Annotated in this window: 1 protein-coding gene and 1 pseudogene; both read left to right on the top strand. The window is 74.9% G+C overall.

The window, feature by feature from the left end; translation table 11 throughout:
- Window positions 1–15: 15 nt before the first annotated feature.
- A pseudogene (locus ABD126_RS23810) lies at window positions 16–7848 on the top strand (SDR family NAD(P)-dependent oxidoreductase); the annotation flags it as partial.
- A complete protein-coding gene (locus ABD126_RS23805) occupies window positions 7845–18269 on the top strand; it encodes an SDR family NAD(P)-dependent oxidoreductase (RefSeq protein ID WP_425542868.1) in 10425 nt (3474 codons plus the stop codon). The pseudogene ABD126_RS23810 and the gene ABD126_RS23805, both read left to right, overlap by 4 nt.
- Window positions 18270–18284 lie beyond the last annotated feature (15 nt).

Here is an 18284-nt window from a genome sequence, read left to right as displayed (position 1 = left end):
CCCACCGGCGGCGCAATGCTCGCCGTACAAGCCACCGAAGACCAGATCACCGACCTGCTGTCCGACCAGGTCGCCATCGGCGCGATCAACGGCCCCAACTCCCTGGTCCTGTCCGGAGCAGAAGAAGCGGTTCTCGCAGCCGCCGACAAGCTCTCGGCAGAGGGCGTCAAGACCAAGCGGCTCACCGTCTCGCACGCCTTCCACTCCCCACTCATGGAACCCATGCTCGACGAGCTGAAGGCCGTTGCGGCGAGCATCACCCACCACGCCCCCACCACCCCCCTCATCTCAACCGTCACTGGCCAGGCGTTCACACCCACGCCCGACTACTGGGTCCGGCAGGCACGCGAAGCGGTCCGGTTCGCCCAAGCCGTGGAAACACTGCGGGACAACGGCGTGCGCACATTCCTGGAGGTCGGGCCGGACGCGGCGCTCACCGCGATGGTCGACTCCGACGACGTCGTCGCCACCACCCGCCGCGAGCGCGACGAGGCCGTGTCCGCGGTGACCGCCCTGGGCCGCCTGCACGGGCGGGGCGTGGCCGTGGACTGGTCCGCGTTCTTCCCCGGCGCGACCCGCGTCGACCTGCCGACCTACGCCTTCCAGCACGAGCGCTACTGGGCCGAGAACGCGGCGACCGCCGGCGGCGCGGGCCGGTTGGGCCTCGCCGACGCCGAGCACCCGCTGCTGGGCGCGGCCGTCGCGCTGCCCGACTTCGACGGTGTCGTGTACTCCGGCCGGCTGTCGACGGGCACGCACCCGTGGCTGGCGGACCACGTCGTCGCCGGTGCGGTGCTGGTGCCGGGCGCGGCGCTGGTCGAGGTGGCCGTGCACGCGGCGGACGCGGTGGGCTGCGCGGCGGTGGACGAGCTGACCATGCTGTCCCCGCTGGTGCTGCCCGAGGGCGGGGCCGTCCAGCTCCGCGTTCGCGTCGGCGAACCCGACGAGACCGGCCGCCGCGCGGTGGAGGTGCACTCCCGCGCCGAGCGGTCCGACCCGTGGACCACCCACGCGCTGGGCGCGGTCTCCCCGACCGCCGCCACCCCCGACCCCGTCGACTGGCCGCCCGCCGACGCCGACCGGGTGGACGTGGACTACGCCCGCCTGACCGCCCTCGGCTTCGACTACGGCCCGCTGTTCCAGGGCGTCACGGCCGTGTGGCGACGCGGCGCGGACTTCTTCGCCGAGGTCGCCCTCCCCGAGGCGGACGACCGCTTCGCCCTCCACCCGGCCCTCCTCGACGCCGCCCTCCACGCCCCGCTCCTGGCCCAGGCTGTCGGTACCCCGTGGGACGATGGAGACGGGGGCCGGAGGCCGGCCGTCCCGTTCTCCTGGCGCGATGTGGCCCTGCACGCCACCGGCGCCACCGCCCTGCGCGTCCGCGTCACCCCCACCGCGTCGGGCTGGACGATCACCGCCACCGACACCGCCGGCACACCCGTCGTCTCGGTCGGCAGCCTCGAAACCCGCCCGCTGGCCGCCCTCGACCTCCGCCCCACCCACCACGACTCCCTCTACCGCCTGGAGTGGACCCCGGCCGCCGGCACGCCCGCCGACGTCCCGGTCCACCGGGTGCCGGCGGGCGGCGAGGTCCACGCCGTGCTGCACGAGACGCTGCGAGTGCTCCAAGACTTCCTGGCGAGCCAAGCGCCCGTGCTGGTCGTCCGGACCGAGGGCGCGGTGGCCCTGCCGGGCGAGGACGTGGACCCGGTGGGCGCGGCGGTGTGGGGCATGGTCCGCTCCGCGCAGGCCGAGGCCCCGGGCCGGATCGTCCTGGTGGACGGCGAAGTCCTGCTCGTGCCGGACGAGCCGCAGGTCGTCGTGCGGAACGGTGTCGCGCACGTGGGCCGGCTGGCCCGGGTGCCGGTGACGGACGCCCCCGTGGACTTCGGGGCCGGCGCGGTGCTGCTGACCGGCGCCTCGGGCGCGCTGGGCGGCGTGATCGCCCGGCACCTCAAGGAGGAGCACGGCGTCCGCGACCTCGTGCTGGTCAGCCGTAGTGGCGCGGACGACCTCGCCGCCGAACTCGGCGCGAAGTCCGTGGCCTGCGACGTGGCCGACCGCGAAGCGCTGACGAAGCTCCTGGCCGAGCACCGCGTCTCGGCTGTCGTGCACGCCGCCGGTGTGCTGGACGACGGCTTGATCGGGTCGTTGACGCCCGAGCGCCTCGACGGGGTCCTCCGGCCCAAGGTCGACGCGGCCCGGCTGCTGCACGAGTTGACCGAGGACCTGTCGGCGTTCGTGGTGTTCTCGTCGGCCTCGGGCACGTTCGGCAACGCCGGGCAGGCGAGCTACTCGGCCGCCAACGCCTACCTGGACGCGCTGGCCACCCACCGGCGCGCGCACGGGCTGCCGGCGCAGTCGCTCGCGTGGGGCCTGTGGGACGGCGGCATGGCCGGTGAGCTGACCGCCGCCGAGAAGCAGCACCTGAGCCGCGCCGGCATCCGGCCGCTGACCACGCAGGACGGTCTCCGGCTGTTCGACGCCGCCCTGACCTGCGAAGACGCCGCCCTGGTCCCGATCGGCCTGGACCTGGCCGCGGTCGACGGCCCGGTTTACCGCGGCCTGGCCCGCCCGAAGACCCGCCGCGCCGCCGCCGGCAAGGACCTCGGCCTGGCCGGGCTGTCGGCCAAGGACCGCCGGGACCGGCTCGTGGACCTGGTGCGCACCGACGTGGCGGCGGTCCTGGGCCACCAGGGCGTCGAGGCCGTGGACCCGGGCCGCGCGTTCACCGAGCTGGGTTTCGACTCCGTCGCCGCGCTCGAACTGCGCAACCGGCTGGCCGCCGCGACCGGCCTGCGCCTGCCCGCCACCCTCACCTTCGACCACCCCAACACCCACGCCGTCGCCGACTTCCTGGCCGCGCGGATCGCCGGGACCACGACCACCGAGACGGTGACCGCCAAGGCCCGCGACGACGAGCCGATCGCGATCGTCGGCATGGCCTGCCGGTTCCCCGGTGACGTCCGCACCCCCGACGACCTGTGGGACCTGGTCGCGCAGGGCCGCGACGCCATCACCGGCTTCCCCACCGACCGGGGCTGGAACCTGGCCGAGCTGTACGACCCGACCCGCGGCCTGCCCGGCAAGTCCTACACGCGCGAGGGCGGGTTCCTGCACGACGCGGCGGAGTTCGACGCGGAGTTCTTCGGCATCTCGCCGCGCGAGGCGCTGACCATGGACCCGCAGCAACGGCTGCTGCTGGAGACGTCCTGGGAGGCGTTCGAGCACGCGGGCATCGACCCGGCGACGCTGCGTGGCAGCGACACGGGCGTGTTCGCGGGCATGATGTACCACGACTACGAGGGCAACGCGAGCACCGGCGCGGTCGCCTCCGGCCGCGTGGCCTACACGTTCGGGCTGGAGGGCCCGACCCTGACCGTCGACACGGCGTGCTCGTCGTCGCTGGTCGCCCTGCACCTCGCGGCCCAGGCGCTGCGCAACGGCGAGTGCTCGCTGGCGTTGGCGGGCGGCGTGTCGGTGATGGCCACGCCCGAGACCTACGTGGGGTTCAGCCGCCAGCTGGGGCTCTCGCCGGACGGCCGGTGCCGCTCGTTCGCGGGCGCGGCCGACGGTGTCGGCTTCGCCGAGGGCGTCGGCGTCCTGGTCGTGGAACGGCTGTCCGACGCGCGCCGCAACGGCCACCACGTGCTGGCCGTCGTGCGGGGTTCGGCGGTGAACCAGGACGGCGCGTCCAACGGCCTGACCGCGCCCAACGGCCCGGCGCAGCAACGGGTCATCCGCGCCGCCCTGGCCGACGCGGGCCTGCGACCGTCCGATGTGGACGTGGTCGAGGCGCACGGCACCGGCACCACGCTGGGCGACCCGATCGAGGCGCAGGCGATCCTCGCCACCTACGGCCGCGACCGCGAAGCGCCGGTGTGGCTGGGGTCGGTCAAGTCGAACATCGGCCACACGCAGGCCGCCGCCGGCGTCGCGGGCGTGATGAAGATGGTCCTGGCCATGCGCCACGACGTGCTGCCCCGAACCCTGCACGTGGACGAGCCGTCGCCGCGGGTGGACTGGGCGGAGGGCGCGGTGTCGCTGCTCACCGAGCCGGTGGCCTGGGCGCGCAACGGGCACCCGCGCCGGGCGGCGGTGTCGTCGTTCGGCATCTCCGGCACCAACGCGCACGTCGTCATCGAGGAGGCGGACGCCGACGCGCCGACGCCCACGCCGGACCTGCCGGCCACGCCCGTGCTGCTGTCCGCGAAGACCGACGAGGCACTCGAAGCGGTCGCGGCGCGGCTCAAGGACTTCGTCGCGGGCCGGGACGTGCGGGTCGAGGACGTGGCCCGGTCGCTGGCCGGCCGGACCCGCCTGGAGCGGTCGGCGGTCGTGGTCGCGACCGGCCGGGACGACCTGCTCGCCGCGCTGGACGGGGTGACCGGCGAGTCCGCCGTGCCGGGCCGGCTGGCCGTGTTGTTCTCCGGCCAGGGCGCGCAGCGGCTGGGCATGGGCCGTGAGCTGCGGGCGTTCCCGGTGTTCGCCGAGGCGTTCGACGCGGTGTGCGCGGAGCTGGACCGGCACCTCGACCGGCCGTTGCGCGAGGTGATCGACACCGAGGACCTGCACCGGACCGGGTACACGCAGCCGGCGCTGTTCGCGTTCGAGGTGGCGTTGTTCCGGCTGGTCTCCTCGTGGGGCGTCACCCCGGACTACCTGGCCGGGCACTCCATCGGCGAGCTGGCCGCCGCGCACGTCGCCGGGGTGTTCTCCCTGGCCGACGCCGCCCGCCTGGTCGCCGCCCGCGGCCGGCTGATGCAGGCGCTGCCCGCCGGCGGCGCGATGGTCGCGGTCGAGGCGACGGAGACCGAGGTCGTGCCGCTGCTGGCCGACGACGTGGCGATCGCCGCGGTCAACGGGCCGACGGCCGTGGTCGTGTCGGGCGCGCAGGACGCGGTGGCGCGGGTCGTGGCGCGGCTCGACGGCCGCCGGACCAAGCGGTTGACCGTGTCGCACGCGTTCCACTCACCGCTGATGGAACCGATGCTGGACGAGTTCCGCGCGGTCGCCGAGACGATCTCCTACGCCGAGCCGAAGATCCCGATCGTGTCCACTGTGGACGGCTGGGTGGCGGACCTGGCCAAGCCGGACTACTGGGTGCGGCAGGTGCGCGCGGCGGTGCGGTTCGCCGACGCCGTGCAGTGCCTGCGCGACAGCGGGACCACCACGTTCCTGGAGGTCGGGCCGGACGCCGCGCTGACCGCGCTGGCGGCGGGGGAGTTCGTCCCCACCGCGCGGCGCAACCGGGACGAGGTCCGCACGGTCGTGGAAGCGCTGGGCCGCCTGCACGTCCGGGGCGTCCCGGTCGACTGGGACGCGTACTTCGGCGGCGGCACGCGCATCGAGCTGCCCACCTACCCGTTCCAGCGCAAGCGGTTCTGGCTGGGGAGCACGAGCGCGGCCGACCCGAGCGGCATCGGGCAGAGCGGCGCGGACCACCCGCTGCTGAGCGCGGTCGTCGCGCTGCCGGACTCGGACGGGTTGGTCTTCACCGGCCGGTTGTCGCTGGACGCGCACCCGTGGCTGGGCGACCACGACGTGTTCGGGACCGTGCTGGTGCCCGGCACCGCCCTGGTGGACCTGGCGTTGAGCGCGGGCGCGGCCGTGGGCTGCGAGGTGCTGGAGGAACTGACCCTGCACGCGCCCCTGGTGCTGCCGCCGACCGGCGGTGTCGCGGTCCAGGTCGTGGTCGGCGGCGCGGAGACGCGCACGGTCCGCGTCTACTCGAAGGCCGACCAGGACTGGGTCCTGCACGCCGACGGCGTGGTCACCGCCGAGGGCGCGGGCGCCGGGGAGACGTTCGAGTGGCCGCCCGCCGACGCGACCCCGCTGGAGGTCGACTACGCGGCGCTGGCCGAGCGGGGTTACGGCTACGGGCCGGTGTTCCAGGGCGTCCGGGCGGCGTTCCGGCGTGGTGACGAGGTGTTCGCCGAGGTGGCGGTGGACGACGTCGAGGGGTTCGAGGTGCACCCGGCGCTGCTGGACGCGGCCCTGCACCCGGCGATCCCGGCCGACGGCCCGACGCGGCTGCCGTTCGCGTGGGCGGGGGTGCGGCTGCACGCGTCCGCCGCGTCCGTGCTGCGAGTGCGGCTGACGCCGACCGGGGACGACCGGATCGCGTTGACCGCCATCGACCCGGCCGGACGCCCGGTGCTGACGGTCGAGTCCCTGACCACCCGACCGGTGGCCGCCGAACAGCTGGTCGCACGCTCCCACCACGACTCGCTCTACCGCTTGGAGTGGACCCCGGCGGTCGGCGTCGCGTCGGACGCCCCGGTGCACCGGGTTGCTCGTGGCGGTGACGTGCGGGCCGTGCTGCACGAGACCTTGCGGGTGTTGCAGGAGTTCCTGGCGAGCGAGTCGGGGACGTTGGTCGTGCAGACCGAGGGCGCGGTGGCGTTGCCGGGCGAGGACGTGGACCTGGCGGGTGCGGCGGTGTGGGGCATGGTGCGCTCCGCGCAGGCCGAGGCCCCCGGTCGGATCGTCCTGGTGGACGGTGACGTGCTGCTGGTGCCGGACGAGCCGCAGGTCGTGGTGCGGGACGGTGTCGCGCACGTGGGCCGGTTGGCTCGGGTTCAGGTGACTGAAGGTTCAGTGAACTTCGGTGAAGGTGCGGTGTTGTTGACCGGTGCTTCGGGTGCGTTGGGCGGGGTGATCGCCCGGCACCTGGTCGCTGAGCACGGTGTTCGTGACTTGGTGTTGATGAGCCGCAGTGGCGCGGAGAGCCTCGCGGCGGAGTTGGGCGTGAAGTCGGTGGCTTGTGACGTCGCCGATCGGGATGCGCTGGTCAAGGTCCTCGCCGAGCACCGGGTTTCGGCTGTGGTGCACGTGGCCGGTGTGCTGGACGACGGGTTGATCGGGTCGTTGACGCCCGAGCGCCTCGACACCGTGTTGCGGCCGAAGGTGGACGCGGCCCGGGCGTTGCATGAGCTGACCGAGGATCTGTCGGCGTTCGTGGTGTTCTCGTCGGCGTCGGGGACGTTCGGCAACGCGGGGCAGGCGAGCTACTCGGCGGCGAACGCCTACCTGGACGCGCTGGCTGTGCACCGGCGTGCGCACGGGTTGCCGGCGCAGTCGTTGGCGTGGGGGTTGTGGGACGGCGGGATGGCCGGTGAGCTGACCGCCGCGGAGAGGCAGAGGCTCAGCCGGGCGGGCATTCGGCCGCTGTCCGTCGAGGACGGCTTGCGGTTGTTCGACGCGGCCCTGACCTGCGACGACGCCGCGCTGGTGCCGATCGGGTTGGACCTGGCCACCATCGACGGGCCGCTGGTCCGGGGGCTGCGCGGTGCTGCTCGGAACCGCCGGGTCGCCGCTCGGGACAACGTCGACCTCGCGGCGCGGCTCGCCGGGCTGTCCGAGGCGGACCGGCGGGACGCGCTGCTCAAGCTGGTCCGCACGACCACGGCCGGCGTGCTCGGGCACGACTCCGCCGACGCGGTCCCCGCCGAACGCGCGTTCACCGACCTGGGCTTCGACTCGCTGGCCGCGCTGGAGCTGCGCAACCAGCTCACCGCCGCGACCGGCCTGCGCCTGCCCGCGACGCTGACGTTCGACCGGCCGCACGCCCGAGCCGTGGCGGACCTGGTGCACGACAAGCTGTTCGGCGAGTCCGGCCCGGGTCTGCCCGAGGACGAGGTGCGCCGCGTCCTGGCGAGCATCCCGCTGGGCCGGCTGCGCGACGCGGGCCTGCTGGACAGCCTGCTGGAACTGGGCGGCGTGAAGCTCGCCGCCGACGAGCCCGACGACGGGCCGGGGGAGTCCATCGACGACATGGACGCCGACGCACTGATCAACCTGGCGCTCGCCGACCTCGGTGACGTGACGACGGAAACGGGGAGCTGAGAATGGCCGAGGAGAAGCTCGTCGCCGCGCTGCGCGCGTCGCTCAAGGAGAACGAGCGGCTGCGGGAGCAGAACCGCAAGCTCGACTCGACGTTGCGCGAGCCGGTCGCGATCGTCGGCATGGCGTGCCGGTTCCCCGGTGGCGTGCGGACGCCCGACGACCTGTGGGAGCTGGTCGCGCAGGGCCGCGACGGCATCACCGGGTTCCCCACCGACCGGGGCTGGAACCTGGCCGAGCTGTACGACCCGACACCCGGCGCGGCGGGCAGGTCCTACACGCGCGAGGGCGGGTTCCTGCACGACGCGGCGGAGTTCGACGCGGAGTTCTTCGGCATCTCGCCGCGCGAGGCGCTGACCATGGACCCGCAGCAACGGCTGCTGCTGGAGACGTCGTGGGAGGCCCTGGAGAACACCGGGCTCGACCCGGTCGCGCTGCGCGGCGCGGCGGTCGGCGTGTTCGCCGGGATGATGTACCACGACTACGCCGAGAACAACTCGACCGGCGCCATCGCGTCCGGCCGCGTCGCGTACGCGCTGGGCCTGGAGGGACCGGCGGTCACCATCGACACGGCGTGCTCGTCGTCGCTGGTCGCGCTGCACCTGGCCGCGCAGTCGCTGCGCAACGGGGAGTGCTCGCTGGCGCTGGCCGGCGGCGTCACCGTGATGGCGACGCCCGGCACCTACGTCGAGTTCAGCAAGCAGCGCGGGCTGTCGGTCGACGGCCGGTGCAAGTCCTTCGCGGCGGCGGCCGACGGCACCGGGTTCGCCGAGGGCGTCGGCATGCTGGTCGTGGAACGCCTGTCCGACGCGCGCCGCAACGGCCACCCGGTGCTCGCGGTCGTGCGCGGCTCGGCGGTGAACCAGGACGGCGCGTCCAACGGCCTGACCGCGCCCAGCGGTCCGGCGCAGCAACGGGTGATCCGGGCGGCGCTGGCGCAGGCCAGGTTGGCGGCGCACCAGGTGGACGTGGTCGAGGCGCACGGCACCGGCACGACGCTGGGTGACCCGATCGAGGCGCAGGCGTTGCTGGCGACCTACGGCCAGGACCGCTCGCGGCCGTTGTGGCTGGGGTCGATCAAGTCCAACATCGGGCACACGCAGGCGGCGGCGGGCGCCGCCGCGGTGATCAAGATGATCGGCGCGCTGCGGCACGGGGTGCTGCCGAAGACGTTGCACGTGGACAAGCCGAGCGACCAGGTCGACTGGACCGAGGGCGCGGTCTCGCTGCTCACGTCCCCGGTCGAGTGGCCGGCGGGCGACGAGCCGCGCCGGGCGGGCATCTCGTCGTTCGGGGTGAGCGGCACCAACGCCCACGTGATCCTGGAAGAGCCGCCCGCCGAGGACGCCGCGCCGGCCGCTGCCGAGCCGGTGGCCGGTGTTGGGGCGGCCGGTGCCAAGGACGCGCCGGCCGGTGTTGAGGCGGGCGGTGCCGAAGACGCGCCGGCCGGTGTTGAGGCGGTGGCCGCGCCGGCCTCCGGCCCCCATCTCCATTCTCCCACCGGGGTACGACAATTCCCGGGGGCGGCCGAGGTGGTGCCGTGGGTGTTGTCCGCCCGCACCGCCGAGGCCCTGCGCGCGCAAGCGGCCAAGCTCGCCGACCACCTCGCCGCCAGCCCCGCCAGCCCCGCCAGCCCCGCCGGTCCTGCCGACCCCGCCGGTCGCGCCGACGCCGCAGGCCCCACGGACCCCGCCGACCCTGCTGACGCCGCTGGTCCCGCCGGTGTCGCGGCGGCTCTCGCGGCGCGCAGTCGGTTCGAGCACCGGGCCGTCGTGGTGGGCACCGGTGCTGACCTGCGGGCCGGTGTCGAGGCCGTCGCGGCGGGGGAGCACCCCACCACCGGCGAGGCTCTGGAGGACCCCAAGGTCGTCTTCATGTTCCCCGGTCAGGGTTCGCAGTGGGCGGGCATGGCCGTCGAACTCCTCGACTCCTCGCCGGTGTTCGCCCAGCGCATGGCCGAGTGCGCCGAGGCGATCGACAGGTTCACCGACTGGTCGCTGCTCGACGTGGTCCGCAACGCCCCGGGTGCCGCGTCCCTGGACCGGGTGGACGTGGTGCAGCCGGTGCTGTTCGCGGTGATGGTGTCGTTGGCGGCCCTGTGGCGGTCCTACGGCGTCGAACCGTCGGCGGTCGTCGGGCACTCGCAGGGCGAGATCGCCGCGGCGGCTGTCTGCGGCGCGCTGTCCCTCGAAGACGCCGCCCGCGTGGTCGCGTTGCGCAGCAAGGCGATCGCCGCCGGGCTCGCCGGGCGCGGCGGCATGGCGTCCGTCGCCGCCCCGCGCGCCGACGTCGAGGCCCGCATCGCCCGCTGGGACGACCGGATCTCCGTCGCCGCCGTCAACGGCCCGTCCGCGACCGTCGTCTCCGGCGAACCCGAAGCGCTTCAGGAATTGCTCGCCGACTGCGAGGCGGACGGCGTCCGGATGCGGATCATCCCCGTGGACTACGCCTCGCACTCCGCGCAGGTCGAGTCGATCCGCGACGAGCTGCTCACCGTCCTGGCCGGGGTCGAGCCGCGCGCCGGCGACATCCCGCTGTACTCGACGCTGACCGGCGAGGTCGGCACCGCCGTGCTGGACGCCGACTACTGGTACGCCAACCTGCGCGGCACGGTCCGCTTCCAGGACGCCGTCGAGCGCCTGCTGGCCGACGGGCACGACGTGTTCGTGGAGATCAGCGCGCACCCGGTGCTGGGCATGGGCGTCCGCGAGGTCCTCGACGCCGCCGCCGGCCCGACCGCCCTGGTCGGCTCGCTGCGCCGGGACGAGGGCGGTCTCCAGCGGTTCCTGACCTCGCTGGGCGAGGCCCACGTGCGCGGCGTCGCCGTCGACTGGTCCCGGCACACCGCCGGCCCCCGCGCGGCCGTGCCGACCTACGCGTTCCAGACGCAGCGGTACTGGCAGGTCGAGCAGTCCAGTGTGGACGCGGGCGGGCTCGGTGTCTCGTCGGTCGCGCACCCGCTGCTCGGCGCGGCGCTGACCGTGCCCGAGCGGGACCTGGTCGTGCTGACCGGCCGCGTCGACCTCGACACCCACCCGTGGCTGGCCGACCACGCCGTGCTGGACACCGTGCTGCTGCCCGGCACCGCCCTGGTGGACCTGGCGGTCCGCGCCGGCGACCAGGTCGGCTGCCCGGTGGTGGAGGAGCTGACCATCACCACACCGCTCGTCGTCCAGGGCGGTGTGACGCTGCGGATCACCGTGGACGCGCCCGACGACCACGGCCGCCGCGCGCTGGGCGTCTACGCGCAGACCGACGCCGACCAGGCCGCCGGCCTGTGGACCCGCCACGCCACGGGCGTCCTCGCGGAGGGTTCCCCTCGCGCGGATCACCTGACCGAGTGGCCCCCGACCGACGCCACCCCCGTCGACACCACCGACCTCTACGACCGCCTGGCCGCCCTGGGCCTGAACTACGGCCCGACCTTCCAGGGCCTGCGGGCGGCGTGGCGGCGCGGCGACGAGACCTTCGCCGAGGTCGCCCTCCAAGGCGAGCCGGACACCTTCGGCCTCCACCCGGCCCTGCTGGACGGCGCCCTGCACGCCCTCGCGGCGGACATCGGCGACGGCCGACCGCACCTCCCGTTCTCCTGGAGCGGCGTCACCCTGCACGCCGAAGCCGCCACCGCCCTGCGCGTCCGCTTCACCAAGACCGGCCCGGACACGGCGTCCCTGACCATCGCCGACGCGGCGGGCGCACCGGTCGCCACGATCGACGCCCTCACCGTCCGCCCGGTGGCCCTGGACTCCCTCAAGGGCCGCACCGGCTACGTCGAGGACCTGTTCACCCTCGACTGGACCCCGCTGAAACTGTCGTCCCCCCGTGCGACCATGGAGACGGGGGCCGGAGGCCACCCCGACCTCCTCCGCATCACCCCCACCGACGACGTCCTGGCCGCCACCACCGAGGCCCTCACCGCGCTCCAAGCCCGCCTGGCCGACCCGACCGACGCCACCCTCGTCGTCGTCACCCACCCCGGCGACCTCGCCGGCGCGGCCGTGCGCGGCCTGGTCCGCTCCGCCCAGGCGGAGAACCCGGGCCGGTTCGTCCTGCTGGAGGCCGAGGACCCCACGCCCGACGAGATCGCCGCCGCCCTCGCCACCGGCGAACCGGTCCTCGCCATCCACGACGGCGAACTCCGCGCGCCCCGCCTGGCCCGCGTCCCCGACCCGACCGGCGACTCGCCGTTCACCCCGGACAGCACCGTCCTGGTCACCGGCGGCACCGGCACGCTCGGCGCGCACGTCGCCCGCCACCTGGTCACCACCCACGGCGTCCGAAACCTCGTCCTGACCAGCCGCCGCGGCCTCGAAGCCCGGGGCGCGCGGGAACTCCGGGCCGAACTGGCCGAGCTGGGCGCGACCGCGCACGTCGTCGCCTGCGACGTGGCCGACCGGGACGCCACCGCGAAGCTCCTCGCCGAGCACCCCGTCACCGCCGTCGTCCACACGGCCGGCGTGATGGACGACGGCACCGTGGCCTCCCTGCGCCCCGACCAGCTCGCCACCGTGCTGCGGCCCAAGCTCGACGCCGCCCGCAACCTGGACGAACTGACCGGCGACCTGACCGCGTTCGTCCTGTTCTCATCGGCGGCGGGCACGTTCGGCAGCCCCGGCCAGGGCGGGTACGCCGCCGCCAACGCCGCCCTGGACGCCCTCGCCCAGCGCCGCCGCGCCGCGGGCGAGCCCGCCCAGTCGCTGGCCTGGGGCCTGTGGGCGCAGCGCAGCGAGATGACCGCCGAGGTCGGCTCGGCCGAGCTGAACCGCATGGCCCGCACCGGCATGGGCGAGCTGTCCACCCAGGACGGTCTCGCGCTGTTCGACGCCGCTGTCAAGGCCGGTGACGCCCTGCTCGTGCCGGTCCCGCTGGACCTGACCGCGCGCGGCGACGTCCCCGAGCTGCTGCGCGGCCTGGTCAAGGCCCCGGCCCGCCGGGCGGCGAGCGGGTCGTCGCTGACCCAGCGCCTGGCCGAGGTGCCGGCGCAGCGCCGCGCCGAGGTCGTGCTGGAGGTCGTGCTGACCCGCGTGGCCGCCGTCCTGGGCTACGCCCGCGCCGAGCAGCTGCCCGCCGGCCGCACGTTCAAGGACCTCGGGTTCGACTCGCTGACCGCCCTCGACCTGCGCAACCAGCTCAGCGCCGCCACCGGCCTGCGGCTGCCCGCGACCCTGGTGTTCGACTACCCGACCCCGGACGCGCTGGCCGCCCACCTGCTCGACCAGCTCGCCGGCTCCACCACGACCGCGGTCGTCGAGGCCACCCGCCACGACCACGAGCCCATCGCGATCGTCGGCATGGCCTGCCGGTTCCCCGGCGGCGTGCGCACCCCCGAGGACCTGTGGCGGCTGCTGGTCGACGGCGGCGACGCCATCGGCGGGTTCCCCACCGACCGCGGCTGGGACCTCGACGCCCTGTTCCACCCCGACCCCGACCACCCGGGCACGGTCACCACCGACCGCGGCGGCTTCCTGCACGACGCCGCCGACTTCGACCCCGGCTTCTTCGGCATCTCCCCGCGCGAGGCGCTGGCGATGGACCCGCAGCAACGCCTGCTGCTGGAGACGTCCTGGGAGGCGTTGGAACGGGCCGGGATCGACCCGACCACGCTGCGCGGCAGCCGGACCGGCGTCTACGCGGGCGTCATGTACAACGACTACGGCATCGTGGTGAGCGGGTCGGCGGAGTCGGTCGACGGGTTCCTGTCCACCGGCAACTCCGGCGGTGTCGTGTCCGGCCGCGTGTCCTACACGCTCGGGCTCGAAGGCCCCGCGATGACCGTGGACACCGCGTGCTCGTCGTCGCTGGTCGCGGTGCACCTGGCGGTGTCGGCGCTGCGCAACGGCGAGTGCTCGCTGGCGCTGGCGGGCGGCGTGTCGGTGATGTCGCTGCCGGGCACGTTCCAGGAGTTCTCGCGGCAGCGCAACCTCGCCGCCGACGGCCGGTGCAAGTCGTTCGCGGGCGCGGCCGACGGGACCTCGCTGTCCGAGGGCGTGGGCCAACTGGTGCTGGAACGGCTGTCCGACGCGCAGCGCAACGGGCACCGGGTGCTCGCCGTGATCCGGGGTTCGGCGGTCAACCAGGACGGCGCGTCCAACGGGCTGACCGCGCCCAACGGGCCGTCACAGCAACGGGTCATCCGCGCGGCGCTGGCCGACGCGGGCGTTCAACCGTCCGAAGTGGACGTTGTCGAGGCGCACGGCACGGGCACCACGCTGGGCGACCCGATCGAGGCGCAGGCCCTGCTCGCGACCTACGGCCAGGACCGCGCCGAACCGCTGCTGCTGGGCTCGATCAAGTCCAACCTGGGGCACACCCAGGGCGCGGCGGGCGTCGCCGGGCTGATGAAGGTCGTGCTGTCGCTGCGCCACGGCCTCCTGCCGCGCACGCTGCACGTGGACGAGCCGTCGCCGCACGTGGACTGGACGGCCGGGGCGGTGCGGCTGGCCACCTCGGCGGAGCCGCTGACCGCATCCCGCCCGTTGCGCGGCGCGGTGTCCTCGTTCGGGATCAGCGGCACCAACGCGCACGTCGTGCTGGAGCAGGCGGAAGCGGCGCCGGTCGAGGAGTCGACGGAGCCGGGGTTCACGCCGTGGCTGGTGTCCGCGCGCACCGAGGACGCCCTTCGCGACCAGGTCGCCGCCTTGCGGGCGCACGTGGCGGCGCACCCCGAGCGGCCGGTGGACGTCGGTTACACCCTCGCCACCGGGCGGGCCGCGTTCGAGCACCGGGCGGTCGTGCTCGGGGACGAGGTCGTGACCGGGGCGGTCCGCGCCGGGCGGCTCGCGGTGCTGTTCACCGGCCAGGGCGCGCAGCGGCTCGGGATGGGCCGCGAGCTGCGGTCGTTCCCGGTGTTCGCGGACGCGTTCGACGCGGTGTGCGCGGAGCTGGACCGGCACCTCGACCGGCCGTTGCGCGAGGTGATCGACACCGAGGACCTGCACCGGACCGGGTACACGCAGCCGGCGCTGTTCGCGTTCGAGGTGGCGTTGTTCCGGCTGGTCTCCTCGTGGGGCGTTCGGCCGGACTTCGTGGCCGGGCACTCGATCGGCGAGCTGGCCGCCGCCCACGTGGCCGGGGTGTTCTCGCTGGCCGACGCGGCTCGGCTGGTCGCCGCCCGCGCGCGGCTGATGCAGGCCCTGCCGACCGGTGGCGCGATGGTGTCGGTGCGCGCGTCCGAGCCCGAGGTGCTGCCGCTGCTCGTCGAGGGTGTCGCCATCGCCGCCGTCAACAGCCCGGACTCCGTGGTGCTGTCCGGGGCGGAGGCCGCGACCCTCGCGGTGGCGGGGGAGTTGGCGGCGCGCGGGCACAAGACGCAGCGGCTGACCGTGTCGCACGCGTTCCACTCGCCGCTGATGGAGCCGATGCTGGACGAGTTCCGGGCGGTGGCCGAGACGATCGCTTACCGCGCGCCGGAGATTCCGTTGGTGTCGACGGCCGGCCTCCGGCCCCCGTCTCCATCGTCGCATGAGGGTCTGACAGTGCTGGGCGTGGCGGGTGCTGGGGAGTTCGGGGCCGAGTACTGGGTGCGGCAGGTCCGGGAGGCGGTCCGGTTCGCCGACGCGGTGCGGGAGTTGGCCGGTGGCGGGGTGACGACGTTCCTGGAGTTGGGGCCGGACGCCGTGCTCGCCGCGTTGGGGCAGGGTGTCGCCGAGGGCGAGTGGATTTCGGTGTGCCGCAAGGGGCATGACGAGTCCGCGACCGTCGCGACCGCCTTCGCCCGGCTCGCGGTGGGTGGTGTCGCGATCGACTGGGCGGGTGTGGTGCCCGGCCGGACCGTGGAACTGCCGACCTACGCGTTCCGGCGTCAGCGGTTCTGGCCGCGGCCGGGCGTCGGGACCGGGGACGCCGGCGGGCTGGGGTTGCGGCCGGCCGACCACCCGTTGCTGGGCGCGGCGGTTGAGCTGCCCGACGGGGGCGCGGTGTTCACCGGGCGGTTGTCGCCGGCCACCCACCCGTGGCTGGCCGACCACGCCGTCGGCGACGTCGTGCTGCTGCCCGGCGCGGCGCTGGTGGAGATGGCGGCGCACGCCGGCCGGGAGGTCGGGCGCGGCCGAGTCGGCGAGCTGACCCTGGAGGCCCCGCTCGTGCTGCCGGACAAGGGCGGCGTCCGGGTCCGGGTGACCGTCGGGGCGGAGGGCTCGGTGGAGATCCACTCGCGCGCCGAGGACGACGACGGCTGGACCGCGCACGCCGCCGGACACCTGACCGCCGACCTCGGACCCGGCGCCGACCTGCGGGAATGGCCGCCGGCGGGCGCCGACGAACTCGACGTGTCCAGCGCCTACGACGACCTGTTCGCGCGCGGACTCCGCTACGGCCCGGTGTTCCAGGGGCTGACGGCGGCGTGGCGGCGCGGGGACGAGGTGTTCGCCGAGGTGACCGTGCCGGCCGAGGACGCGGGGCGGTTCGGGCTGCACCCGGCGCTGCTGGACGGCGTCCTGCACGCCCTGGCGCTGACCGGTGACGGCGACCTGGTGCTGCCGTTCTCGTGGCGGGGCTTCGCGGTGCACGCGGTCGGCGCGGCCACGCTGCGGGCGCGCATCGTGCCGGGCGACGGCGCGGTGGCGATCACCGTGGCGGACGGGACCGGCGCTCCCGTGGCCACCGTCGAGGCCCTCGCGGTCCGCCCGGTGTCCCCGGACCAGCTGCGCACCGACCGCAACGACCTGCTCCGCCTCGACTGGACCCCGCTGACCGGCCCGACGGCCACCCGCGACTTCACCGTCCTGGGCGAGGACTTCCCGGACCTGGCGGCACTGGCGGCGGAGATCGCGGCCGGCGCGCCCGCGCCCGAGGTGGTGGCTGTCCGCTGGGCCCCGACCGGGGGCGACGCGGCGGCGGTGCGGGCGGCCACCCACCAGGCGCTGAACCTGGCGCAGGAGTGGCTGGCCGAAGAAGCGTTCGCGGCCTCCAAGCTCGCGTTCGTCACGCGTGGCGGGGTCGTCACGGCGACCGACAGCGACATCGACCCGGCACAGGCCGCGGTGTGGGGGCTGATCCGGTCCGCCCAGTCGGAGAACGTCGACCGGTTCGTCCTGGTCGACGCCGACACGACCGACCTGGCCGCCGCCCTGGGCACCGACGAACCGCAACTCGCCCTGCGCGGCAACGACATCCTGGTCCCGCGCCTGGTCCGGGCCACGGCCACGCCGGCACCGCTGGAAGGTCCCGTCCTCGTCACGGGCGCCTCCGGTGCGCTCGGCCGGGTCGTCGCCCGGCACCTGGTCACCCGCCACGGCGTCCGCGAACTGGTCCTGACCAGCCGCGACCCCCGGCCCGAGCTGCGCGACGAGCTGACCGCGCTGGGCGCGGACGTGACCGTCGCCGCCTGCGACGTGGCCGACCGGGACGCCCTGGCCAAGCTGCTCGCCGACCACCCCGTGCGCGGCGTCGTGCACGCGGCCGGCGTGCTGGACGACGGCGTGATCGGCTCGCTCACCCCCGACCGGCTGGACACCGTCCTGCGGCCCAAGGTGGACGGCGCGGCCAACCTGCACGAACTGGCCGACGTCGACACGTTCGTCCTGTTCTCCTCGGCCGCGGGCGTGCTCGGCGGCCCCGGCCAGGCCAACTACGCCGCCGCCAACGCCTACCTCGACGCCCTCGCCGAGCACCGCCGCGCCACCGGCAAACCGGCGGTCTCGCTCGCGTGGGGCCGCTGGGAGCAGGCCGGCATGGCCGACCGGATGAGCGAGGCCGACCAGCGGCGCATGGCCCGGTCGGGCATCGACGCCCTGACCCACGACGAAGGCCTGGCCCTGCTCGACGCCGCGCTCGGCGCGTCCGGCGCGCTCGCGCCGATCAAGCTCGACCACCGGGTGCTGCGCGAACGGGCCGTGGCGGGCATGTTGCCGCCGCTGCTGCGCGGCCTGGTTCGGGTGCCCGCCCGCCGGGCCGCCGAAGCCGACGCCGGCGCGGTCGACGCATTGAAGAAATCGTTGGCGGGCAAGGACGTCGAGGCCGCCACCGCGGTCCTGCTGGACCTGGTGCGCGCCCAGGTCGCCGGCGTGCTGGCCTACCCGGACGCGGGCGCGGTGCCCGCGGACCGGCCGTTCAACGAACTCGGGTTCGACTCGCTGACCGCCGTCGAGCTGCGCAACCGGGTCAACGCGGCCACCGGCCTGCGGCTGCCCGCGACGCTGGTGTTCGACCACCCGACGTCGCGGGCGCTGGCCGCCCACCTGGCCGCCGAACTGACCGGCGAGGGCGCGGAGGCCAACGGCGTGCTCGCCGCGTTCGCCGGGCTCGACCGGCTCGAAGAGTCCCTCGTGGACATCGACGAGCAATCGCGGACGCGGCTCACGCTGCGCCTGCGCGAAGTGCTGACCAGGCTCGGCGCGTCCGAAGCGCCGACCACCGACGACATCGAGTCCGCCACCGATGACGAGGTCTTCGCTCTCATCGACAGCGAACTGGGGATCTCGTGACGTTTCGAGAGGGGC

Source organism: Saccharothrix mutabilis subsp. mutabilis (assembly GCF_039521145.1).
Classification (GTDB): domain Bacteria; phylum Actinomycetota; class Actinomycetes; order Mycobacteriales; family Pseudonocardiaceae; genus Actinosynnema; species Actinosynnema mutabilis.
This window is presented reverse-complemented; position numbering and strand designations above follow the sequence as displayed.